Genomic DNA, 22367 nt, shown 5'->3' on the forward strand with positions numbered 1-22367 from the left:
AAGGCCTACTTTGATCGTTTGGGGCTGGTGTCGCTGCTCGATACGGTGCGACGACTCCAGTGTGTCTCATGAACCGCCGGATGCGGAACCGCACGTCCGGTGGTGTGAGAGGACGGCGGGGGTGACCCCGCCTCCTACTCGATCCCTTTGTCCTGCAAGTTTGCTGGGTATATAATTCACGGACTATGAGTAGACAACCTTTAAAAACCGGTGAAAAGGTGCTCCTGATTGTTTCGGGAATATTCGTCGCGATTGCGGTTATCGGCTACGTCAGTTTGGAGACCTACCGAATTCGCTCTGACAAGCCCGTCTTCGTTCAAAGAACCTTTTTCGACTTTTCGAAGGAGGGCGAGCGCGGTTCCGAGCTTTATCGCAAGGCGAACTGCAATGCCTGTCACAGGGCGCTGCGCGCCGGGACGAGTATGGGGCTGATTCTCGATGGCATAGGCTCCAAGCGTTCTGTGGCCTGGCTGGAGGGTTTCCTCAAAGATCCAGAGTCTTTCTATGATGGGCCGACCATTGATCATGGTGACCCGCCGAAAGAAGCGGCCTACGTTGCCTCCCTTCCCCCCGAAGATCTCCATCTGATCGCCGTGTTTTTGTCCGAGTTGAGAGCCGATGCCGGCTCTTCAGTTGCAAAAGAGCCCCCTCCCGGTAAATCTGAGTTTATTGATGGCATGATACAAATGTGGGCGCCGGACAGTTGGAAGGAAAAATACACGGATATCCGGGACCGAAGGCCGAGTGAAGCAGCCGGAGGGGCGGGCGATGACTGAGGCGTGGAGGCATCCCCAGGAAACCAGCTACCGCCGCTACACCTTGTGGTTTGTATATGCCTGTATCATCTATAGCTTGATAGGTTTTTCCTGGGGGGCGTTGATGGGCGGCGTGGCGGAATTCCGCCATTTCGTGGATCACCGGATGCACGGGGATCTGATCGTCAGGGCGCATACCCACATTAATCTGCTGGGATGGGTGGAAATGGCCATTTTTGCCGCGGTTTATTATATGGTGCCGCGCCTGGTCAGGCAGCCCATTCACAGTTTGCGTCTGGTGAAGGTTCATTTCTGGATTCATAATTTCGGTCTGATCGGCATGGTCGTGTTTTTTACAGTTGCCGGCATTTTGGGCGGTATGGTCAGCGGGGGTGCAAACCCCGCATCGCCCGCTGAGGTGGAGCACGTGGTCAAGCCGTTTCTGGCGGCAGTGGGTGTTTTCGGGAGCTTGGTGCTGCTGGCCAACTGCATCTGGGCCTACAATCTGTTCAGGACCTGCGCCGGCTGGGAGAGAAACTATGAGTAAATTCCGCGCTGTTGGCCGCTGTGGTGGAATGATTTTTCTGGTGGCTGCCCTGCTGTCTGCCTGCGGTGGATCACTGGACTCTAGCTCGGTCAAAGTGGGTGACACCGCACCATCGGTAAGAACCAAGACATTGCAGGATGTGGGGGGGGATTTTAGCCGGATCACCACCTATCGCTATCCCGATGAGCGCATGTACCAGATCTCCCTTGACCAGGCCCTGGCCCAGAAGAAAAAAATCCTTCTTGAGTTCGCCACACCCGGGCACTGCACGGTCTGTGACAAACAACTTCAGATGTTGAAAGCCCTGATCAACAAGTACGGTTCTGACGTGGTGTTTCTCCATATGGACCAGTACGAAAACCCGGAGGCCTTTTCGGCTTTCCGGGTAAAGGGGGACCCCTGGACGTTTTTGATTGATGAAAACGGCAAGGTGTTGTACCGGCAGCCGGGGCGTGTTCTCTATGGAGAGTTGGACAGCTGGCTGGCAAAACTGGTCGGGGATGGGGTGAGCTGAGCGATGGCGGGGAAAGATCGGGCTTACGAACTGCGTCAGGACATGAAGGGCCTGCTGTGGGATTTGGCGCTCTACGTCCCTACGGTGGCGGTTCTGGCGGGAATTGGGGCAAAGCTCTGGTTTTCTCCCAACAGCGATTGGGCCTACCTTCTGTTCTTTATGGCGAGTTATTTTTTTTTCGTTGGCGCGAACCGGATTCTGAAAACGCGCCTGATGCTTCTTCCGGGGGCGCCTGTCGCCATAGAGCTGGACAAGCGAAAAGTCAGGCTCCGCCTGCGCAGCGGGGAGTGCGTGGATTTGGTCAAGGATGTGCGCTTTTTCTCGGAGATGGGGGGCAAAACCTTCGCCATCACCGGGCTGGATTTGTCAGGAAAGAAACAGCAATTCATCATCCACGCAGGGCAGTTTCCCACCGAAACGGATTTCAAAGACGCGAAAAGTCTTTTGGCAGTGTACCGGTAGCGGCACCCGCGGTGCAGAAGCAGCGACTTGCAAATGTCACCCCAAGACTACCGCTGCCCCCTTCGCCGGCGCAACACATCCCACCACAGAAATGCAATGACGCCTGCCCATATCACCACCGCCGCGCCCATGGCGAGGTGCTCGGTGCGCTCGCTCACCACGCCGCCCAAAAACATGTGGACAGTATAAGCCAGCATCCCGGTTGAGCTGATGGACAAAAACAAATAGATGATGATTTCCTTCATGTTCCTTACTCTTTCGCTAAACAATACGGGACCATCCGATGTGAGCAGCCCGGAGGCGGGGCGCCCGCGCTAAACGGGCTTGCCGGCCTCAGGAGTTGTGGCGGGGCCCCCCCGTTGGGAACGCGCTCAATGGGGCTCAACGTTGGCGCCGCCCCGTTGCGAATATCGGTTTCGTCCGGCCTGACTGATGGCGTCTGATCGCAGTGGGAATCTTAACAGCCCCGGGCGCTAACGCTAAGTGGAATCACCAAAAACCGGACGTCCGACAAGTACCTGATAGGCGCGATATGGTGGTTGACGGAACTCAGCAAGGGGTGTATGTTTCGACAATGACGCTACAGTAATTTCAAACGGCTGACCCTGGGTCAGTGCAACTGCGGTAAGGTCGCGGCAGCTCCGGCTATCCGGCAGCCACCCGGCCTGTCTTCTGTCATAAGTAACGGGGGGAGTGATGGAAAATAAACTTACACTGGGCCGGATATTTTTCGCCCTGCTTATTCCCGCATTTACCACAGGCATGGGTAACGGCAGCGTGTTCGGCGCAGCCGTGATGTGCGCAGTGGGTCGGGGTAAGTTCGACAACTGGGGTGGATGGTACGGGCAGGCCTACAATCCGGGGACGTTTTCCGGTTTTGTGGACTGGGTCATGATCCTGTTCGGCTTTGCTTTCGCTGTGATCATGTATCTCGGCATGAAAAAGCATGGCGAGATCGAGGCGCAGCGCGACAACAGTGCTTGGTAACGTTAAAGCTAACTTTTTAGAAAGGGGGAGCAGCTATGGCGGCATTCGCAGGTGCATGCGGAATACTCTTGGCCTTCTCTAGCATGTGGTTTGCGTACTACATCATGATGAAGCAGACAGAATCCTGATGCTTAAGTGTGGTGATAGCAAAACTTCGCGGGTATAAGTAGAAGGGAGAGTTGAGTGTCATGTTGATGAAATATCTGTTTGCGAAAAACGAAGATATTCCCGCCGGAACGGCGTCGATATACTTCGGTTTTTCCTCCATCTGGTGGTTCGTGATCGGTACCGGTCTCGGATCCTTCAACGCGGCCAAACTGGCGTTTCCGGACTTCGTGACGGGCACGGAGCTGTTTGCCTTTGGCCATATGCGTCAGGTGCACGTGCTGGCGGTTATCGTGGGTTGGATTTCCATGGCCTTCGGTATGACCATGATGTACATGACCCCGGCCCTGGGCAAAACCAAGTTGTGGTCCGAAAAGCTGGGGATCTGGACAGCCCTGCTGTGGAATGTGGGTCTGAGCCTGGGCCTCATCCTGCTGTGGATGGGTATCACCTCCGGCCGTGAGTACTCCGACCTGATCTGGCCCATTGATCTGGTTGTCATCTTCGGCGTGCTGGTGCCGCTGGGTATCAATGTATGGATGACCATTGCGCAGCGGCGCACCCAGGGTATTTACATCACCAACTGGTTCTTTGGTGCGTGTATTTTCATGGTCACCATCACCATCCTGGTGGGGCAGTCGGCGGAAATCTTCAATCTGACCGGTCTGACCGAAGCCTACCTGACGTTCTGGCACGCCCATAACCTCTTGGGTCTGTGGATTACGCCGGTGGCGGCAGCGATTGCCTACTACGTCATTCCTAAATTGACGGGTAACCCGCTGTACTCGCATCGCATCGGTCATTTGCACTTCTGGGCCATCATCGCCTTCTATTCCACTCCCGCATCGCACCACCTGCTGTCGGCGCCGTTGCCCGAGTGGCTGAAGTCCTTCGCCTCGGTGGAAGGGGTGTTGATCCTGATTCCGGCGATCGCCTTCGTGGCCAACATCCTGTTGACCCTGAAAGGCCGCTGGAGCATGTTCGTGGAGAACGTTGAGATCAAGTTCTCCGTCACCGGTGTGCTGCTGGCTATCCCCTTGAACATGCAGGGCGGCTTCCAGCAGACCCGCGCCATCAACTGGTACGTGCATGGCACCGGCTGGATCGTGGCTCACGCGCATCTGGCTCTGCTGGGCATGTCCAGCTTCCTGGAGGCGGCAGCCGTTTACTTCGGTCTGCAGTCTGCCATGCGGCGGAAGCTGTACTCGCTGGCGCTGGCCAACTTCCACTACTGGTTCTTCATCATCGGCTTCTGCACCTACTGGATCACCATGACCATCGCCGGGCTGATCCAGGGCGCGGGCAAGATCTATGAGGTGCCGTACATCGACGTGGTTATCGCGGAACATCCGTACATGATCGGTCGCTGGGTGGGTGGCACCATGGTGTTCACCGGTAACATGGTGTGGCTGTACAACATGTACATGACTGCCCGCGAAGGTACCGTGGTGCCGAAGGGTCGTTATGCGCACGAGTTGGCCTACGAGCGTTAATGGCTACTGTTGGTTGAGTTTTGCTGACAGATAGATAAAGTCTTTTAACGTGTGGATCCCCCGGCGTACCGGGTGTGCGCCGGGGGGTCAAATCAGGGGAGGAAGTTTCCGTGGCATTTAAAGAATATAAACTAGGCGCTGCAGGGGTCGGGGGGATGTTAGGGCTCTCCATGATTATCACCCTCATGCTGCCCAGCTTTGACTTTCGTTCTGCAGAGTCCACCTGGGTGGGCCTGGACAAATCACTGTCAAACGGCCGGTTGATCGGCTTCAGCTATGAGGATATGACGGTTCGGGGTAACAACAAGCCGATCACCGTTATCCTGAACAAGGATCCGAAAACGGGGGAAGTATTTGATCCGCCGCGGCGGGCCTATGTCTACAAACCCGGTACGCCGTTTGCCTCACCCATCAACCATCCGGACAATCTGGGTCCCACGGTTAAGAAGCTCAGTATCGAAAAAGGCCGCATCGACCGGGCGGACATGTCCCAGGGTGCTGTCTTCACCATCGACTACGCTGATGTCAACGGTGAGGAATGGGCCTACGTCGTCAACAAAACAGCACTGGCGGGGTGGCAGCCGCAATCTGTGCTGGATTTCGCCGGTGACGCCAACCAAAAATATGTGGGCCGCGGCAAAACCGTGTATATCACTGAAGGGTGCTGGTGGTGTCACACCCTGCTGCCCGAGCACACGCAGGATTGGCAGGTGTTTGGTACCCCGCCCTATCTGGGTGACTTCAACGGGGAAATGCCCACAGCCTTCGGCTCTGACCGTAAGGCACCTGACATTCTCCACGTTGCCTCACGCAATTCGTCCAGAGAATGGATGATGATGCACTTCTTCAATCCTCGTCTGGTGCAGCCCAACTCCATCATGCCCCGTTTCGACTACCTTTGGGGTCCGGTGGATGTCAACGGCAAACCCATCGACTTCAGCAAATGGCGCGACGAATATGATGAGTATCGCACGGGCCAGCGGGCCTATCCGCCTGAGGTGCCGGAGTATGCTCGGGACACCGAGATTCGTGCTCTGATCGATTGGGTCCTGACGAGTTTGAAGTAACAAGGGGAGAGCGCTAACATGGGTTGGAAATTTGATAATCCTCTGTATTCCCTGGCGGATGAAGAGGAAAACAAACGCAATCTTGCACTGTGGGAAGAGGAGAAATACGGCGGCTTGTGGGAAGGAAACAACCGTCTGCCCTATCCGCTGACTTATCTCATCGGTCTGGTCATCCTCACGGCATTTTTGATTACCATGCCCATTTGGGGGCAGCGGCCGACCGTGGCGCTGTACGCGCCCATGGTGGATTTGATGGACTCGCCGGAAGTTCAGCGGATGAAATCCCCCGAAGAGAAGATGGCTTACCTGACGCAAAGGGCCATGGAGGTGATGGAGGCGTCCGATGACTCGCGCCTGCCGGGTTTGCTGGAACGTCATCCCATCGGCTGGTATGACCTTCAGCTGATCGCTGACCAGGTTCGGGAAATTCAGTCGGCGGGCGGTCCCCACGGTCTGGACGAGTACAACATTGTGGGTGACCAAGTCCAACTGTCCAATTACGAGGGCAACGTCCGTCCTGATGGGGTTCGGGAACGTAAACAGCCGTGGTGGGATCGTGGTTTCACCATCGACGTGTTCTACGTAAGCTACTTCTGCCTGGCCATGGTTCTGGTGTGTAAGCGCCTGCCGCACTTCTCGCAGAAGCCCGATATGTCCAAAGCCACCACTTGATTTGGAGGTCAGTACTGATGATCGACGTAGATTACGCTCCCGCGGTGTTTGCCAGCATTATTGCTACCGTGTTTTTGCTTCCGGCGCTGTACGGTCTGCTCTTTGTGGATCGCTTCTGGAAGGAAAACAAGGCGAATGCCAAGCCTGAAGATGACGCGTTTAACGAATAAGCAGTAGCGATAGGCTGCTCAATTCGAGCGTGGGCGCCCCGCATCAGCGGGGCGTCTTTATTTTGACGCTAGAGTGCCGAAAGGGTGTTCCTCCGCTCGGCACAATGGAAGGAAGAAATAATACTGGGGCGGCGCGGCAAGCATGCAGCCGTGCTGTCAACATGGCGGCGAGGCGGCTGTAGTGTTTGCCGTGTGCGCCGCGCAAAACGTCTTGAACTGGGTATGAATGAAAATGAATTGGAGCTGGCGAGAGGAATCGAACCCCCGACCGGCTGATTACAAATCAGCTGCTCTACCGACTGAGCTACGCCAGCAATGGTGATCCGTACTTCCGGAGAGGGACAGGGATATTACACCACAAGCGGGTGAAAATCAGCTTTTTTTGGTGGCGGTGACCCTACAAAAAAAGGCACCCTCCCGGGTGCCTTAGCAAGTAGCCAATTCAGCTCATTGGTGACGCTAGAGCGCGACGCTTTTCGCCACCATGAACAACAGCGCCATAATGGCGGCAAGCGCCAATACAACAGTGGCATCATCATCAGCTACAGTACGATTCTTGGCCATTGTATACCTCCAATAGACTTTACTGCTTAGCGTGTGTGCCGATCTTGTGTCATCCACCAGCCGGCCACGGCGATTACATTACTAAAATAAAGGAAAAATTCAAGAGGGTACCGGGATAGGCGTAAGCCCAAGGCGGGGCGAAGCAGAGGGCAGGGGGATGTTGCCATTTTGGGGGGCTGTGTTCTCGTACGCGGGCCGCTCAAGGCAGGGCGGACGCAGCGCGATGCCGGCGTTTTGCTCCTGACCCAGAGGGTTGCCACGGGGTGGGCGGATGAAACGACCGCACAGCACCGGTTAGGAGCCTGTAGGATTTTGAGGGGATCGAGCGAAAAAGTGGTAGAACGAGGACAGATTGCTGCGATGTAGCGAGAAATCGCGGCAACCAGGACCACCCGCCCGGTCTTGGAGCCGGTTCATCCCAAACCCGACGGGTCCTTAGGCAAACTCCTCAAGCTGAATGTGCCCCCCGGTTTCACGGAGCACCATTGCGCTCTCGTGCCAGTCGCCCAGCACCACGCGGGTGGCGGCTTCGCCATCGTGGAGGCTGAAGTGATGAATGGCAGGGCGATGGGTGTGTCCGTGAATCAACAGCGTCACGCCGGCGTCGGTCATCGTGTGGACAACAGCGTCGGCGTTAACGTCCATGATGTCGCTGGGTTTCATCCTGGTATGTGCCCGGCTGGCGTCTCTATATCCGGCGGCGATGGCTTGTCTTTTAGCCACGGGTAAGCCCAGGAACTGGGCCTGGGTCTCAGGCCGTCGTACCATGGTGCGAAAACGCTGATACTCGATGTCATCGGTGCACAGCGCATCACCGTGGACGAGCATGGCGCGAGAAGCGCCGATATCAAGGAACCAGGGATCGTCGATCAGCCGTGCGCCGGAGGCCCGGGCAAAGCCCTCTCCCAGCAAAAAGTCCCGGTTACCCCGCATCACGTACAGCGGCGTGCCGGCATCCGCGACCGCGGACATGGCTTTCAGCACCGCGTGGTAGCCCGGGTCCACTGCGTCGTCACCCAGCCAGACCTCGAACAAGTCGCCGAGAATGTACACGGCCTCGGCCCCGCAGGCCTCGCGCCGGAGAAAGCGGTGAAACAGCGCCAGGCTGTCCGGACGTGCCGGTGTGAGGTGCAGGTCAGAAATGAAATAGCGTGACATGGTGCGCAGGCGGTGCCGCTATTTTGGCCCGTCGTCCAACACGCTGACAGACTCGATGACGATGGTGGGATGCGGCACGTCCCTCTTGAACGGCCCACCGCTGCCGGTGGGGGTGGAGACAATACGGTCCACCACCTCCATACCTTGAATGACACGGCCGAACACGGCGTAGCCCCAGCCGCGGCGTGACCTGTTGACGTGGTTCAAATCGTTGTTGTCCGCCACATTGATGAAAAACTGGGCTGTGGCCGAGTGCGGCGCACTGGTTCTGGCCATGGCGATGGTGCCGCGCCGGTTCTTCAGGCCATTGTCCGCCTCGTTGCGAATGGGGGGGCGGGTGGTTTTTCGCTTGAAGTCAGGCGTAAAACCGCCCCCTTGAATCATGAAGCGGGGAATCACGCGGTGGAAAATCGTCCCCTCATAAAAGCCATCCCGCACATAGCGGAGAAAATTGTCCACGGTTATCGGCGCCCTGGATTTATCCAGTTCCAACACGATATCCCCGACGTTGGTTTGGAGACGCACCCGGGGGTGATCGTCGTCACCGAAGGCGTTACCGCTGATCAACAAGGCGAAGGCGAACAAGCAGGGCAGGAACTTCATGGCGCGCATTTCCACTTTTGCGAGGCGGCCCATAATAGTCGCTTTGGCCGCCGGAAAGAAGTGTTGCCCAGGGCTGTGGCCGGGGAATGATGACGGGCCAGGGCCCTTTGTGGGGACCGGCATATTCCGATACCATGCACGCCCATGATCACCCCCCCCCACAAAACCCGCTTTGCCCCCAGCCCCACGGGCTACATGCATTTGGGAAATGTCCGCACTGCGCTGTTCAACGCCCTCTCGGCCCGCCGCGCAGCCGGGGTGTTTTTGCTGCGGATAGAAGACACTGATTCCGCGCGCAGCCGTCCTGAGTTCGAAGCTGCGCTCAAAGACGATCTCCGCTGGCTCGGGCTCAACTGGCAGGAAGGTCCCGGGGTCGGCGGCGGCCAGGCCCCTTATGTCCAGTCGCAGCGGGCTGCGATCTACCGGCACTACTACAGCATGTTGGTGGAGCGGGGCTGCAGCTACCCCTGTTTTTGCTCGCCCAAGGAACTGGAGCTCTCCCGCCGGGCCCAGCGGGCGGCGGGGCGGCCGCCGCGCTACGCGGGAACCTGCGCCCGCTTGAGTGCCGCGGACATTGAGCAACGCCGCCAGCGCGGTTTGTTGCCCACCTGGCGCTTTCGCGTGCCGGCGGGGGAGACCGTGCGTTACACTGACCTGGTCCGCGGGGAGCAGGCCTTCGCCACGGACGACATGGGTGACTTCATCATCCGCCGGGCGGATGGCACGCCAGCTTTTTTCTTCAGTAATGCTGTGGACGACGCGCTCATGGGGGTGACCCATGTGTTGCGCGGTGAGGACCACCTCGCCAACACGCCGCGGCAGCTGTTGCTGCTCCAAGCGCTGGACCTGACCCCGCCGCGATACGGCCACATCACGCTGATCACCGGGCCGGACGGTGCGCCCCTGTCCAAGCGCCATGGCAGCCGCAGCGTCCGCGAACTGCGGGAAGCCGGCTATCTGCCGGGTGCGGTGACCAACTACCTGGCGCGCCTGGGTCACTACTACGAAAGCAACGCCTACATGGGTCTGGACGGCCTTGCCGCCGGCTTCGACTTCGCCCGTCTCAGCCGCTCGCCGGCGCGCTACGACCCCGCCCAGCTGAACTACTGGCAGCGGGAGGCCGTGGTCCACGCCGACACCGCGGCGCTGTGGAACTGGTTGGGCGAGACGCTGCGGGAGCGGGTGCCCCCGGGGCAGCGCGATGCTTTGCTGGAGGCCATCCGCCCCAACATCACTCTGCCCGCGGACGCGGCCCACTGGGTCAATCAAATCTACGCCGATAACATGGCATACAGCGATGCGGCGCGGGCCGCCGTCATTCACGCCGGGGAGGCGTTTTTCCGGGCGGCCCTTGCTGCCGTCACCGGGCAACCCGGCGACTTCAAGACCCTGGCCGGGGCCGTGCAGGCCGCCACCGGCGCCAGGGGCAAGCACTTGTTCAAGCCGTTGCGGGCGGCGCTGACCGGCGAGGTGGACGGCCCGGAACTGGGAAAAATCCTGCCCCTCATCGGCGCGGCGCGCATTCGTTCCCGCCTGGAACATTGTGTCCGGATGTGCGCAGGATAAAACGGACGAGCCATGTTGAAGATATACAATAGCCTGAGCAAAAAAAAAGAACGCTTCGTGCCCCGCCAGCCCGGCAAAGTGGGCCTGTACGTCTGCGGCATGACGGTATACGACTACTGCCATGTGGGCCACGCCCGGGTGATGGTGGTGTTCGACGTAGTAGTGCGCTACCTGCGTGCCGCCGGTTTTGCGGTGACCTACGTGCGTAACATCACCGACATTGACGACAAGATCATCCAGCGCGCCAGGGAACAGGGGGAGGAGATTGACACCCTCACCGGGCGCTACATCCAGGCCATGCACGAAGACAGCGCCGCCTTAAATGTGCTGCCGCCCGACCTGGAGCCCCGCGCCACCACCTCCATGGCGGCCATCATTGCCATGATCCGGCGGCTGGTGGAGCGGGGCTACGCCTACCCCGCTCCCAATGGCGATGTCTATTACGATGTCAGCCGCTTCGAGCGCTACGGCGCCTTGTCGGGCAAGCACCTGGAAGATCTGCGCGCCGGCGAGCGGGTGGCGGTGGACGAGGCCAAAGACGATCCTTTGGATTTCGTCTTGTGGAAAGCCGCCAAAGCGGGCGAGCCGAGCTGGGATTCCCCCTGGGGGCCGGGCCGGCCCGGCTGGCACATCGAATGCTCCGCCATGGCCACCCAATGCCTCGGAGATCACTTTGACATCCACGGTGGCGGCATGGATCTCATGTTCCCCCATCACGAAAACGAAATTGCCCAGAGCGAGGCCGCCACCGGCTGCAAGTTCGTGAACCTGTGGATGCACAACGGCTTCGTGCAGATCAACGAAGAAAAGATGTCCAAGTCCCTGGGCAATTTTTTCACGGTGCGCGAGGTGCTCAGGCGTTACCCGCCGGAAGTTCTGCGCTATTTCATATTGAGCAGCCACTACCGCAGTCCCCTCAGCTATTCCGAGCAAAACCTCGACAGCGCCAAGGCGGCGCTGGAGCGGTTTTACACTGCTTTGCGCGATGTTGTGCCGGCTGATCCGGCCGATGCGGGGGAGGGCGGCGAATTTGACATGCGCTTTCGTGCCGCCATGGACGACGATTTCAACACCCCGGAGGCCCTGGCCGTATTGTTTGATCTGGTCCGCGGACTCAACCGCGCCAAAGCCTCCGGCAACGCGGCCGGGGCGGCATCCCTGGCCCGGCGGCTGAAAGACCTGGGCGGGCTGCTGGGGATCCTGCAAGCCGGTCCGGAGGCGTTTCTCAAAGGGGCCACCGCGTCGGCGGCCGCCGCCTTGAGCGACGAGCGCATAGAGCAGCTCATCGCCCGGCGCCTCGCGGCCCGCCAGGCCAGGAACTGGGCGGAGTCCGACCGCATCCGCGCCGAGTTGAAAGCCCAGGGCATCTTCCTGGAAGACCGGCCCGACGGCACCACCGACTGGCGCCGTGAGTGAAACAGGGTCTTGTAACGTGCTGCGCTGTCGGTAGACGAGACGATGGCATTGGTTTTTGATGCCGAGTGATTAATCCGGCAACTAAGATTGCCGGATCAATAAAGCAGCCCTCCCACCGGCTGGCATTGTATGCCATGGCCCGAAGTCGGATGATATTAACCCGGCAATTAGGATTGCCGGGTTAATTAAGATCACCTCGATGGCGCAAGAGGCGTGCCGCAGATGCAGCCGGTGAAATGGGTTTTGGTCTTGGTCTGTTGCCTGGCGCTGCCGGGGTGCAGCGGGGTGGCGCTGGTCTACAACAACGCCGATTGGTATTTCAGTTACAAAATCAAAAAATACGCGCCGTTCAACACCCGGCAAAAGGCGCAAATCGACCGGGCCGTGGACGACTATTTCGCCTGGCACCGCGCCCACGCCTTGCCGGATTATATTCAATTTTTAAAATCCGCCGCAGTGCTTGCCGGGCATGAGCCCAGCTTGAAGGAGGTCGCCGCGTTGCGGGAGCAGGCGCGAGTGTTGTATGCCAAAACCGTGGCGCCCCTGGCGGCGCCGGCGGCGGCGGTGCTGGTGACATTGAGCGAGGGACAACTGGCGCACTTTGAACGTAACCTGCGGCGGGAAAACGACAAGCGGCGCCGCGAGTTGACCGGGACAAAGCGGGAGGAGTACCTGGAGGAGCGGGCCGGGCAGCTCATCGACGTTATCGAACACCTGGTGGGGGATTTGTCCAACACCCAAAAAGCCGAAATCCGCCGCCTGAGCCGGGCGCAGCCGGTGACCGATGAGATGTGGCTGGCGCGGCGGGAGGCCAGTCAGCAGCGCCTGCTGGCGCTGCTGCGCCGCAAGGCGGGTCTCCGGGAGATTGAACACTTTTTGCGCGCCTGGTTGACCCAGAGCCGGCCCGACAGCACAGCGGACCAGCGCGCCGCCATCGCGCAGATGAACCAATCGGGCGATCAAATGGTGGTGGCGGTGTTTGCCCTCATGACGGAAAAACAAAAACGCCACTACCGCAAGAAGTTATCCGCCTACATTGAAGATTTGGCCGATTTATTGCCTCACCCGGCAGTGGCGGTGCAAACGAGATAAGGGGCGTGTTATGCGCCGCGATCTATGCCTTGCCGTGCCGTGCGCTTGCCGGGACCGGGAGAAAACATGAGTACCACAGAACTGCCCTTCCGGGAAACCGAACGTCTGCCCCTCAAAGCCTTCACCGAAAAAGCATACCTGGATTACTCCATGTATGTGATTTTGGACCGCGCGCTGCCTCATATCGGCGATGGTCTAAAGCCGGTGCAGCGGCGCATTGTCTACGCCATGTCCGAGCTGGGCCTGTCGGCCACGGCCAAGTTCAAAAAATCCGCCCGCACCGTCGGTGACGTGCTGGGCAAGTTTCACCCCCACGGCGAGAGTGCCTGCTACGAAGCCATGGTGCTCATGGCCCAGCCCTTTTCCTACCGCTATCCGCTGGTGGACGGGCAGGGCAACTGGGGTTCGCCGGACGATCCCAAATCTTTCGCCGCCATGCGTTACACCGAAGCCAGACTTATGCCTTACGCCCAGGTGTTGCTGGCGGAGCTGGGCCAGGGCACGGTGGACTGGCAGCCCAATTTCGACGGCACCCTGGATGAGCCTGTTGTTCTGCCGGCGCGGCTGCCCAATGTCTTGCTAAACGGTGCCACCGGCATCGCCGTGGGCATGGCCACGGACATCCCCCCCCACAATGCCCGCGAAGTGGCCGCCGCCTGCATCCATTTGCTGGAGCACCCCAAGGCCACGGTGGAGGAGTTGTGCGCATATGTGCCGGGACCGGATTTCCCCACCGAAGGCAGCATCGTCACCCCCCGCGCGGAGTTGCTGAAAATCTACCAGAGCGGCACCGGCGCCGTGCGCCAGCGGGCCCGCTGGGAGGAGGACAGCGGCGAGATTGTGATCACCGCCTTGCCCTATCAGGTGTCCGGTGCCAAAGCGCTGGAACAAATCGCCGCGCAAATGAATACCAAGAAGCTGCCCATGGTGGAAGACTTGCGCGACGAGTCGGACCACGAAAACCCCACCCGCCTGGTCATCGTCACCCGCTCCAGGCGGGTGGACAAAGACGCGCTCATGGCCCATCTCTTTGCCACCACCGACCTGGAGCGCAGCTACCGGGTCAACCTCAATATGATCGGTCTTGATGGCCGTCCGCGGGTGAAAAACCTGCGCGAGCTGCTGCTGGAGTGGCTGGCGTTTCGCATCACCACCGTGCGCCGCCGCCTGCAATACCGCCTGGACAAAGTGCGGCAACGCCTGCATCTGCTCGATGGCCTGCTGGTCGCGTTTCTCAATCTGGACGAAGTCATCCGCATCATCCGCAGCGAAGACGAACCCAAAGCGGTGTTGATGCAGCGCTTTGACCTCAGTGGTGCCCAGGCGGATTACATCCTCGATACCAAGCTGCGGCACCTGGCCCGTTTGGAGGAAACGAAAATCCGCGCCGAGCAGCAAGCGCTGGCTCAGGAACGGCAGGAACTGGAAAAAACCCTGGGTTCCGAGCGGCGCCTCAAAACCCTGGTGCGCCAGGAACTGGCGGCGGATGCGGAAAAACACGGCGATGCGCGCCGTTCGCCCATCGAGGCCGCGGTGCCTGCCGCCCGGGCCTTCGACGACAGCGCGCTGCTGCCCAGCGAGCCTGTCACCGTGGTGCTGTCGGAAAAAGGCTGGGTGCGTGCCGCCAGGGGCCACGACATTGACGCCGCCACCCTCACTTACCGTTCCGGCGACAGCTTCCTCGCCGCCGTGCGCGGCCGCAGCAATCAATCTGTGGTGTTTCTCGACTCCACCGGCCGCAGCTACGCCGTCCCCGCCCACCTGCTGCCCTCGGCCCGCGGGCACGGCGAACCCCTCACCGGCCGCGTCGTGCCGCCCGCCGGCGCCGTCTTCGTCGGCGCCCTCATGGGCGAGGCGGACGATACCTGGCTGCTCGCCAGCGATGCCGGCTACGGTTTTATCGCGCGTCTGGGCGATCTCCAAGGGCGCAACAAAGCCGGCAAGGCCGTGCTGAATTTGCCCCAAGGGGCCAACGTCCTACCCCCCGTGGCGGTGCGTGACAGGGAATGCGATCTGTTGGCGGCAGTCACCACCCGAGGCCGCCTCTTGGTGTTTCCCGTGCGGGAACTGCCTGTCCTGGCCAAAGGCAAGGGCAACAAGATCATCGGCATTCCCGCCGCCAAAGCGGATGACTGCGACGAGTCCGTGCGCGCCGTGACCGTGCTGCCAGCCACCGCGACGCTGGTCGTTCACGCCGGCCAGCGCCGGCGTAAACTCAAAGGCCGCGATTTGGAGCATTACCTCGGCGAGCGCGGCCGCCGCGGGATGAAACTGCCGCGGGGGTTTCAGAAAGTGGACGGCTTGAGTGTGGAGATGTAGAGCGGACCGCCTAATCCATAGGTACCTCTAAAGCTGAAACCGCAACATGCAATAACATGCAATTGTTACCTGCATTTTTCATCAGACCGATCAGCCCGTCATCCCAGCTCCTGGTGAGGATACGGCTTGCAGCCAAAACCGGGGCCGCGGTCAATTGACGAATTGGATGAAGTAGTCTTCCACTTCGCCCCAGGGGATGTTGTTGTCGGGGGATTGCACTTTGTAGCCCGAGATCGTGGTGACGTAACAGAGCCTGGGGTTGGGGTAGACGATTTCTCCGGCGCCGGGCGCGTACACCATGGAAACACGCATGCGCAGATTGGTGTTCATCAGCGGGTTCTTTCCAGTGGTGTTGATGCGCGCTGTTACCGGCCCGGTCGCCACCCCGGAAAACACCTCTTCGCCGTCGTCGTTGAAGTCCTTGTCGTCATTGAAGTCAATCCAGATTTTCCATGATTCTTCGTATGCCGTACCCTGGGGAAAGGCAGGCACCAGTCTCACGCTGAACGCGTTGCCTCCCAGTTCGTGGGTCACGGGTGTGCCACGCAAGTTGGTGTTATCGGAATAGGGCGTGGCGGTGCCGGGAGTGGGGCATGCCCATGCGCCAGACTGGCTGATGGACACGCACTCAATGTACTCGTAGCTCTGATCATCCCCCTGGGACGGCGCATAGAATCCATTCACTGCGCCCGATATGGGTTGATCGCAATTCACTGCGTTTACGGCAAGGGGAAGCAGGCACAGACTTCCGGTCAGCAGGCCCGTCAGAGTTTTTCTTTGCACAATGAAGTCCTCCAGAGTTGGTGTGGCAATCGCTTGTCGATCCTTGTGCGGCCTGTTGCGGACCGGCAACAGGGCCAGCTCAGGGTCAGACAAGGAATAAAGATAGCTCAGGCGCAGGCAGATAGCGCGGCGTCAGGCCCGGACAACGTGCCAGCGCGTGGCGGCTTTTTCGCATTTCCGCGCGGGAACGGCCCGCGCGGGCCTGAGGCAAGGGCGGCAAGGCCAGGGGCCTTGCCGCCCGACCGCACCCTTGCGTCCGGCCGCGGCCGGGTTATCATGGCGGCGGAGCGGGACAAGGAACCCTTTTTTGATGCCCACACGATTGCTGTTATGCACGGATCTGGACCGCACGGTGCTGCCCAACGGCTGGCAGCCGGAGTCCCCCCCCGCCCGGCCCCTGTTCCGGGCCCTGGCGGCGCGGCCGGAGGTGACGCTGGTGTATGTCAGCGGCCGGCATTTGCAGCTGCTCAAAGAGGCCGTTGCGGACTATCACATTCCCGTGCCTGATTTCGCCGTGGGTGATGTGGGCAGCACCATCTATACCGCGCGGGAGGGCCAGTGGTCGCCGTGGGAGGCCTGGTCGGCGGCGATCGCGCCGGACTGGCGCGGGCGCGAGCATGATGCCCTGGCCGCCTTGTTTCGCGACCTGCCCGCGCTCCGACTCCAGGAGGCCGCCAGGCAGAACACCTTCAAGCTCAGTTATTACACGCCGCTGGAGGTGGACCGCGACGCGCTGCTTCGTACCATGCGCGAGCGCCTGACGGCGGAAAACATCCGCGCCGCCCTGATCTGGAGTGTGGACGAGCAGGCCCATTGCGGTTTGCTGGATGTGTTGCCGGCGCGGGCGACCAAGGTGCACGCCGTGCGGTTTTTGATGGCTGAGCTGGGTTTCGGCGAGGAACACACCGTATTCGCCGGTGACAGCGGCAACGATCTGCCCGCCCTCACCAGCGGACTGCAGGCGGTATTGGTGCGCAATGCCGCGCCGGAGGTGGTCCGTGAGGCACGCCTGGTGATGCAGGAAAAAGGCTTGATGTCGCGCCTCTATGTGGCCCAGGGCGGTTTTCTGGGGATGAACGGGCACTACGCCGCCGGGGTGCTGGAAGGCGTGGCCCATTATGTCCCCCAGGCGGCCGAGTGGCTGGTGGGGGCCCTGGATGACTGAGCCGGTGGAAATCGCCGGTGCCGGGCCGGCGGGTCTGGCGGCGGCCATCTGTCTGGCGCGGCGGGGCCTGCCGGTGGTGGTGTACGAGCGCCGCGCTGAGGTGGGCGGGCGTTTTCACGGCGATTTTCAGGGCCTGGAGAACTGGACTTCCCGTGAAGATGTGCTGGACGTGCTGGCGGGATGGGGCATTTGCCCTGATTTTGGCCTGATTCCGTGCCGCGAGCTGGTGGTGTTTGATCCCCACGGGCGGGACCACCTGTGCCGCTCCCGCGAGCCCATGTTCTATTTGCTGCGCCGGGGCAGCGGGCCGGGAACCCTGGATCAGGGCCTGAAGGCGCAGGCGCTGCAGGCGGGGGTGGACATCCGTTTCCAGCAGTCCGCACCGCTGCTTGACCGTGGCATTGTCGCCGCCGGGCCCCGTCACAGCAACGTCATCGCCGTGGGATACGTTTTTCAGACCGATGCGGCGGACGGGGTGTACGCCGTGGCCAGCGATACCCTGGCCCCCAAGGGCTACGGTTATCTGCTGGTGCATGGCGGCGAGGGCGTGGTGGCCACTTGCCTGTTCCGGGATTTCACCCGCCAGCGCGAGTGCCTGGCCCGCACGGTGGCGTTTTTTGAGCGCCACGTGGGCCTGTCCATGCGGCGGCCGCGTTTTTATGGTGGCGCCGGTTTTTTCGGTCCCGCCGCGCCGCTTACGCCTCCAGGCCTGCTGCGGGTGGGGGAGGCCGCCGGTTTTCAGGATGCGCTGTTTGGGTTTGGCATCCGATACGCCATGCACTCCGGGGTGCAGGCCGCCCGGGCGTTGCGGGACGGCCAGCCGGCCGCCTATGGCCGGTGGGCCGAGGGGGTGCTGCAGGGGTACTTCCGCACTGCTGTGGTGAACCGCTATTTCTACGAACGCCTGGGCAACGGCGGCTACAGCGGTTTTCTGCGGGGCGTGGCCGCTGCCCGGGATGTGCGGGTCTGGCTGCGGCGCTACTACCAGCCGGCCTGGCACAAATCCTTGCTGTATCCCTGGGCGCGCCGCCGGGTGGCGCTCCTCGATCCTGCCTGACTTCCTGCCGCTTGGGGCCTGTCGGGCCCTCCCTTGGCTTTGGCCAACGGGACCCCAATGTTGATGGGCCCCGGTCTTGGGCTGCGCCAGCGGTCCGCCGCGGGCGCTTTTTTGAGATTCACTGTTTTGAAAGGTGGTTTTTTATGACGACACGACCTTCCCCCGATGGTCACTGGCTGTCCGAGCGCGATTTCAGCGAACGCCTGCTGTACTCGGGGTTTTTGCTCCTGGTGGGCGTGGGTTACCTGATGGCCCTGATTTTGTTGTACTACACCCACCAGGGCCACGACGGGAAACCGGGCTTGTCGGTGGAAGACATCGCCTACAGCTACCACGGCAACCGCAGCGGCACCCGCCTGGAGGCGGCCATACGGGGCCCCATGTCCGCTTATCTGGGCAGTGAGGAGCGCCAGGAGATCGTGGCCTGGCTCAGCGACGGCGCCAGTGAGGGTGCTTTTGCCGCCAAAATTGAGCCCATCCTGAAAAAAAACTGCCTGATGTGCCACAGCAAGAAGGCGGGCTTGGGCCTGCCCGATTTTTCCACCTACGACGGTGTGCGCCAGGTGGCTGACGTGGATACCGGCATGTCCCTCATGTCCTTGGTGCGGGTGTCGCACATTCATTTGTTCGGCATCGGCCTGATCGTGTTCGCAGTGGGGATGATTTTCCGGCTGAGCTGCCTGGGCAGCGGGATCAAGAATACGTTGGTGGTGACGCCTTTTGCGGCGGTGTTTGTGGATATCGCGGCGTGGTTTTTGACCAAATGGGATTATCACTACGCCCTGGTGGTGGTGATCGCCGGCGCGGTGCTGGGCCTGTCCCTGGCGGCCCAGATTTTCATTTCCCTGTACCAGATGTGGCTGGGGCGGCGGCCGTCGCAATGCTCACTGCCCCCGCGGGGCGGGGCGCCGGACTGCTGAGCGGCGGCTCAGTGGATGCTGGCGACCTTGGAGGGCGAGGGCTGGATCAGTTCCAAGGTGTCCTGGAAGCGCTTTTCGGTTTCCTCGATGATGGTGCTGAGGCAATTTTCGTCCAGGCCCGCGAGCTGCCAGGCCTGGGCGTCCAGGGGCCGCACCCGTTCTTCGCCGGAAGTGCCTTTGTTCATGACGTCGGCGATAGCGTCGGCCAGGTGAATCAGCGCGGTGTCGCGGGGGAAATTCAGGGAACGGGAGGGATTGTGGTGGCAGGCCACCACTTCCTGCAGGTGTTCCGGCAGCTTCCATTTGCGCAGGATTTCCAGGCCCACGGCGGCATGATCGAAACTCATGACTTCCTGTTCCGCCACTTGCAGGGGAAGGCCATGGTGGTGGGACCGCAGCAGGGCCTCCCGCGCCAGTTCCGGCAGCTTGGCGTAGATCAGCAGGGCGCCGATGTCGTGCAACAAGCCGGACACAAAAAAACGCTCCACCACCCGTTCGCCCCGTTCAGCCGCCAGGGCGCGGGCTGCCAGGCCGGCGCAGATGCTGTGGGCCCAGAACTCGTCCATATTGATCAAGTCGTTGGGAATCCCCTTGAAGACCTTGATGACCGAGGTGGCGAGAATCAGCTCCCGCAGCTCGCGGGTGCCCACGATGGTGATGGCCCGGGAGATGGTGTCAATCTGGGACGGAAAACCGTAAAAGGCGCTGTTGACGATTTTGAGCAGCCTGGCGCTGAGGGCAGGGTCCTGCCCGATCACCTTGCCGATGTCCGCCGCCGAGTAGCGGGGGCTGTCGATCATTTCATTGACCCGCAAAAACACCTCTGGCAGCGAGGCGATTTCCACCGTGCCGGCGACAAGTTCACGAGGGCTGATGCTCATGGTTTCCCCTGGATCCTCCTGATTCGGCCATCCTTACGCGCTTTTCCGCCGGCTTCCCTTCCCGGCCTTTTGAGAATGGTCCGCCCCCTCTGGTTTGTCAACTTCCCGGCGGGTGGTGGTACCATGGCTCTTTTCTGAAGAACTCGCATAGAGGGGAATCACCGTGAGCTGGTGGGGGAAGGTGCTGGGCGGCGCGTTCGGCTGGATGTTGGGCGGGCCTCTGGGGGCCTTGATCGGCGCGGCCCTGGGCCACAACCTGGACCGCAAGGTGGACAGCCTGGGTCTGGGCGGCTTTGCCCCCGGTGAGCAGCAACGGGTCCAGACGGCCTTTTTTACGGCCCTGTTTTCCGTCATGGGCCATGTGGCCAAGGCCGACGGCCGGGTGTCCGAGGACGAAATCCAGATTGCCAAGGCCATGATGGACCGGCTGGGCCTGAACGAGGAGATGCGCCAGGCGGCCATCAGGTTGTTCAACGAAGGCAAGCGCGCGGATTTCCCCCTTGATGAGGTGCTCGACCAGTTCAAAACCGAGGTCAGGCGTCGCCGCAATCTGGAGCGCATGTTTCTGGAGCTTCTGCTGCAGGCGGCTCTGGCTGACGGCCGTATGGATCCTGCCGAACGCCGGCTGCTGCTCAGGGTGAGCCAGCGCCTGGGCTTTTCCGCCGCCGAGTTCGAGCAGCTGGAGGCCATGATCGGCGCTGCCCGTGGTTTCGGTTCCCGCGCCCGGGCCAGCCGCACGGACACGCTGGCGGAGGCCTACAAAGTCTTGAGCGTGTCACCCGAGGCGAGCGATGCCGAGGTCAAAAAAGCCTACCGGCGTTTGATGAGCCAGCATCACCCGGACAAACTGGTGGCCAAGGGCCTGCCGGAGGAAATGATGAAAGTGGCCGCCGAGCGCACCCACGAAATCCGCACGGCCTACGAGCGGATTCGGGAGGCGCGGGGGTTTTGAGGCCGGCGCGGGGCGCCGGGCCTGAAACGCCGCCGGGGGAATAGGGTATAATCCCTGCCGTTGTGATGACGCGAAAGCAGCGCCGGGCAGGGAGGGGCCGGGCGGCACCGCGGGCCCGGCCCGGGTCCCCTTCTGAGGCGCCGCGGTGGCGGCCGTTCCAGTCGATACGCCCAGCACAGCCTGGGCCTGCAAGGGCTCTCAAACCGTTGTCGGAGAAAAGAACTCATGGCGGCCCTGGCCAGTAGAAGACCGATCATGACGCTGTATTCGGGCAGCGATTGTCCGCAAAGTCAGAGAGTGCGGCTGGTGTTGGCCGAAAAGGGCATCACCGTAGATGTCGTGGAAGTGGACAGCGACAGCGGCCAGCTTCCCGAGGACCTGCTTGAACTCAATCCCTACCACTGCGTGCCCACCCTGGTGGACCGTGATCTGGTGCTCTACAACGCCGCCATCATCATGGAGTACCTGGACGAGCGTTATCCCCATCCGCCGCTCATGCCCATTGACCCCGTTTCCCGGGCCCGCGGCAAGCTGTACATGCACCGCATCGAGCGCGACTGGTACAGCCTGTTGGATGAGCTGTGCTGCGCTGATGAACAGCGGCGTACGCCGGCCCGGCGGGCCCTTTGCGACGGTTTGACCCTGATCGCGCCCGTGTTCGAGCAACGGCCGTATTTTATGGGCGATGAGCTTTGTCTGGTGGATCACACCCTGGCGCCGTTGCTGTGGCGCCTGCCCGCCTTTGGCGTGGAACTGCCTGCCCACGCCCGTCCTCTGCGGCGCTATGCCCGGCGGATATTCGAGCGCCACGCCTTTCGCGCCAGCCTGACCGAATCGGAGCGCGGTATTCATTCCTGAGCCCGTCACGGGGGCGCGTCTGGCGGCTTCCCTGACGGCGGGCGCGGGTGTGCCGGGGCGGGGACGGTGCCGCGGTTTTTTTGGGTTTTGCTGCATCGCCGCAGCGGTATACTGAAGCTGCGTGCGCGCCACAGTGCCAAAAGGAGAGGGGCATGTTATTCATCACCAACAGAGCCATAAGGCAAGGTTTGAAATTCAAGTCGGGCCGCCGCATTGATTTCGACTTGAAGAACACCCTGGCGGCGCAAGCGGTTTATTTCT

22 protein-coding genes and 1 tRNA gene are annotated in these 22367 nt (G+C 61.0%); 17 read left to right on the forward strand and 6 right to left on the reverse strand.

All coding sequences use genetic code 11. The annotated features are described in order from the left end of the window. Window positions 1-185: 185 nt before the first annotated feature. Genes ENJ19_08390 through ENJ19_08405 form a run of 4 tightly spaced genes read left to right on the forward strand, consistent with a single transcriptional unit; the run spans window position 186 to window position 2278 of the window. On the forward strand, window positions 186-776 hold the full coding sequence (locus ENJ19_08390; GenBank protein HHM05748.1) for a c-type cytochrome: 591 nt from the start codon (window positions 186-188) through the stop codon (window positions 774-776). Continuing rightward, window positions 769-1302 (forward strand): cbb3-type cytochrome c oxidase subunit I, encoded by a 534-nt coding sequence (locus tag ENJ19_08395; GenBank protein HHM05749.1) that lies wholly within the window; start codon window positions 769-771, stop codon window positions 1300-1302. The genes ENJ19_08390 and ENJ19_08395 overlap by 8 nt, the downstream gene beginning before the upstream one ends. 28 nt (window positions 1303-1330) lie before the next feature. Then, window positions 1331-1816, forward strand: coding sequence for a thioredoxin (locus ENJ19_08400; protein ID HHM05750.1), 486 nt, complete (start codon window positions 1331-1333; stop codon window positions 1814-1816). A gap of 42 nt (window positions 1817-1858) precedes the next feature. Continuing rightward, window positions 1859-2278, forward strand: coding sequence for a hypothetical protein (locus ENJ19_08405; GenBank protein ID HHM05751.1), 420 nt, complete (start codon window positions 1859-1861; stop codon window positions 2276-2278). 47 nt (window positions 2279-2325) lie between these two features. Here the strand turns inward: ENJ19_08405 and ENJ19_08410 are convergent, their stop codons facing one another. Continuing rightward, window positions 2326-2523 (reverse strand): hypothetical protein, encoded by a 198-nt coding sequence (locus ENJ19_08410; protein ID HHM05752.1) that lies wholly within the window; start codon window positions 2521-2523, stop codon window positions 2326-2328. 451 nt (window positions 2524-2974) lie between these two features. Here ENJ19_08410 and ENJ19_08415 point away from each other — a divergent pair, with 451 nt between their 5' ends. From ENJ19_08415 to ENJ19_08430, 4 genes are all read left to right on the forward strand, one after another. Beyond that, the gene (locus ENJ19_08415; protein HHM05753.1) at window positions 2975-3265 is read left to right on the forward strand and encodes a hypothetical protein; all 291 of its coding nucleotides are present in this window, start codon (window positions 2975-2977) and stop codon (window positions 3263-3265) included. A 191-nt stretch (window positions 3266-3456) separates the two neighbouring features. Further along, complete coding sequence (locus ENJ19_08420; protein HHM05754.1) at window positions 3457-4863, forward strand: cytochrome-c oxidase; 1407 nt, start codon at window positions 3457-3459, stop codon at window positions 4861-4863. Window positions 4864-5033: 170 nt separating this feature from the next. Continuing rightward, window positions 5034-5930 (forward strand): cytochrome oxidase, encoded by an 897-nt coding sequence (locus tag ENJ19_08425; protein HHM05755.1) that lies wholly within the window; start codon window positions 5034-5036, stop codon window positions 5928-5930. Window positions 5931-5948: 18 nt separating this feature from the next. Beyond that, complete coding sequence (locus ENJ19_08430; protein ID HHM05756.1) at window positions 5949-6602, forward strand: hypothetical protein; 654 nt, start codon at window positions 5949-5951, stop codon at window positions 6600-6602. A 408-nt stretch (window positions 6603-7010) separates the two neighbouring features. Here the strand turns inward: ENJ19_08430 and ENJ19_08435 are convergent. The 3 genes from ENJ19_08435 to ENJ19_08445 form a co-directional block, all read right to left on the reverse strand. Then, window positions 7011-7086 (reverse strand) — tRNA-Thr (locus ENJ19_08435). A 685-nt stretch (window positions 7087-7771) separates the two neighbouring features. Further along, complete coding sequence (locus ENJ19_08440; GenBank protein ID HHM05757.1) at window positions 7772-8494, reverse strand: UDP-2,3-diacylglucosamine diphosphatase; 723 nt, start codon at window positions 8492-8494, stop codon at window positions 7772-7774. An 18-nt stretch (window positions 8495-8512) separates the two neighbouring features. Then, window positions 8513-9106 (reverse strand): peptidyl-prolyl cis-trans isomerase, encoded by a 594-nt coding sequence (locus tag ENJ19_08445; protein ID HHM05758.1) that lies wholly within the window; start codon window positions 9104-9106, stop codon window positions 8513-8515. A gap of 135 nt (window positions 9107-9241) precedes the next feature. On the opposite strand from ENJ19_08445, the gene ENJ19_08450 reads away from it, so the two are divergent. The 4 genes from ENJ19_08450 to parC all read left to right on the forward strand — a co-directional run bounded on the left by ENJ19_08450 (window position 9242) and on the right by parC (window position 15490). Beyond that, window positions 9242-10663 (forward strand): glutamate--tRNA ligase, encoded by a 1422-nt coding sequence (locus ENJ19_08450; GenBank protein ID HHM05759.1) that lies wholly within the window; start codon window positions 9242-9244, stop codon window positions 10661-10663. A gap of 12 nt (window positions 10664-10675) precedes the next feature. Next, the gene (locus tag ENJ19_08455; protein ID HHM05760.1) at window positions 10676-12079 is read left to right on the forward strand and encodes a cysteine--tRNA ligase; all 1404 of its coding nucleotides are present in this window, start codon (window positions 10676-10678) and stop codon (window positions 12077-12079) included. 222 nt (window positions 12080-12301) lie between these two features. Next, entirely contained in the window at window positions 12302-13171 is an 870-nt protein-coding gene (locus ENJ19_08460) for a hypothetical protein (GenBank protein ID HHM05761.1), read from the forward strand. 66 nt (window positions 13172-13237) lie between these two features. Further along, window positions 13238-15490 carry a DNA topoisomerase IV subunit A gene (gene parC / locus ENJ19_08465; GenBank protein HHM05762.1) on the forward strand — a complete coding sequence of 751 codons (2253 nt, stop codon included), beginning with the start codon at window positions 13238-13240 and terminating at the stop codon, window positions 15488-15490. A gap of 150 nt (window positions 15491-15640) precedes the next feature. Here parC and ENJ19_08470 read toward each other — a convergent pair whose 3' ends face one another. Continuing rightward, window positions 15641-16174 carry a hypothetical protein gene (locus ENJ19_08470; GenBank protein ID HHM05763.1) on the reverse strand — a complete coding sequence of 178 codons (534 nt, stop codon included), beginning with the start codon at window positions 16172-16174 and terminating at the stop codon, window positions 15641-15643. A gap of 409 nt (window positions 16175-16583) precedes the next feature. Between ENJ19_08470 and ENJ19_08475 the strand changes: the two genes are divergently transcribed. The 3 genes from ENJ19_08475 to ENJ19_08485 all read left to right on the forward strand — a co-directional run bounded on the left by ENJ19_08475 (window position 16584) and on the right by ENJ19_08485 (window position 19415). Next, window positions 16584-17438 carry an HAD-IIB family hydrolase gene (locus ENJ19_08475; protein ID HHM05764.1) on the forward strand — a complete coding sequence of 285 codons (855 nt, stop codon included), beginning with the start codon at window positions 16584-16586 and terminating at the stop codon, window positions 17436-17438. Further along, window positions 17392-18495 carry an FAD-binding protein gene (locus ENJ19_08480; GenBank protein HHM05765.1) on the forward strand — a complete coding sequence of 368 codons (1104 nt, stop codon included), beginning with the start codon at window positions 17392-17394 and terminating at the stop codon, window positions 18493-18495. Before ENJ19_08475 ends, ENJ19_08480 begins: the two co-directional genes overlap by 47 nt. A 143-nt stretch (window positions 18496-18638) precedes the next feature. Beyond that, entirely contained in the window at window positions 18639-19415 is a 777-nt protein-coding gene (locus tag ENJ19_08485) for a hypothetical protein (GenBank protein HHM05766.1), read from the forward strand. Between the two features lie 8 nt (window positions 19416-19423). Here ENJ19_08485 and ENJ19_08490 read toward each other — a convergent pair whose 3' ends face one another. Then, window positions 19424-20296, reverse strand: a complete 873-nt coding sequence (locus ENJ19_08490) for an HDOD domain-containing protein (GenBank protein ID HHM05767.1) — start codon at window positions 20294-20296, stop codon at window positions 19424-19426. 163 nt (window positions 20297-20459) lie between these two features. Between ENJ19_08490 and djlA the strand changes: the two genes are divergently transcribed. Next, window positions 20460-21248 (forward strand): co-chaperone DjlA, encoded by a 789-nt coding sequence (gene djlA, locus ENJ19_08495; GenBank protein HHM05768.1) that lies wholly within the window; start codon window positions 20460-20462, stop codon window positions 21246-21248. Between the two features lie 225 nt (window positions 21249-21473). Next, entirely contained in the window at window positions 21474-22106 is a 633-nt protein-coding gene (sspA, locus tag ENJ19_08500) for a stringent starvation protein A (protein HHM05769.1), read from the forward strand. Window positions 22107-22367: the final 261 nt, after the last annotated feature.

The sequence above is a fragment of the Gammaproteobacteria bacterium genome (assembly GCA_011375345.1).
Lineage (GTDB): Bacteria > Pseudomonadota > Gammaproteobacteria > DRLM01 > DRLM01 > DRLM01.